At 25.6% G+C, this 902-nt stretch carries 1 protein-coding gene; it reads right to left on the bottom strand.

From position 1 onward, the window contains the following. Positions 1 to 754, bottom strand: a 754-nt coding sequence (locus KA878_RS13690; protein WP_210142219.1) for a family 20 glycosylhydrolase, incomplete at its 3' end; no start/stop codon positions are given. Positions 755 to 902: the final 148 nt, after the last annotated feature.

Here is a 902-nt window from a genome sequence, read left to right as displayed (position 1 = left end):
ATGCCCAACTGATATAGCTAGTTTGTTCTTCTATATCAGTTGGGCTATAGTTTTTAGAAGGTAAAAAATATAGTGAATAAAAATTATAATTGTAAACTTTAAAATTATAGTCTAAAAAATCTTCGACAGTGATCCCTGGTTCATTATTTTCATTATTACTTTGTTTCCAATAAATTACTGAAAAGTAATTTTTTAATAATTTCAAACCATTTTTAGTAATAGAATCATTCCATATTTGTGGTTCATATCCATTTTGATAAGCATATTCACCAATTTCATTCATAAAATTAATGAAGTCATTTTGGTATGATTTTCCACCAGGAACCTCATCACCGCCCAATACTATTCTTTGTTCTTTTTGAAAATTTGGTTGATGAAAGAGATCTAAAATTTCTTTGATTTGCCTTTTGCTAATCTCTAAAGCTTTTTGGTTAGAAAAAAAATCAATTGTTTTATCGCTATAATCGCTTACGATATTTTCGTGTAAGTTTGAATTTTCATTTTTTAATAACAATAACCAAGCTTTTGAATGAGAAGGTAAATCAAATTCTGGAACAACCATTATATTTAACTTATTACTATAATGAATAAGGTTCTTTAACTCTTGTTGACTTAAATAATTTTGTGAAGATATATTTTCGTGTTTAAAAAATTGAGATTCAATTGCATAGTTTTCATTATCAGAAAAATGAAGTTGTAAGTAATCCCCATTATTCTCATGAATTGTATCAACAATTTTTTTGAGTGATTTCAAAGAATAATCTTTCCTAGCTATATCAACATTGATTCCCTTTTGAAAATCTTGAGCATGGGCAGAAAAAAAGTTTAATAAAATAAGATATGAAAGTAAAATTGAAGTTGAGAAAATAATTTTAATGTAAACCACCTATATTTAAGTTTTA

It is taken from the genome of Staphylococcus sp. GDY8P57P (genome assembly GCF_017892585.1).
Taxonomy (GTDB): Bacteria; Bacillota; Bacilli; order Staphylococcales; family Staphylococcaceae; genus Staphylococcus; species Staphylococcus borealis.
Note: the sequence above shows the minus strand (reverse complement) of the source record. Positions and strands in the feature narration are given on the sequence as shown.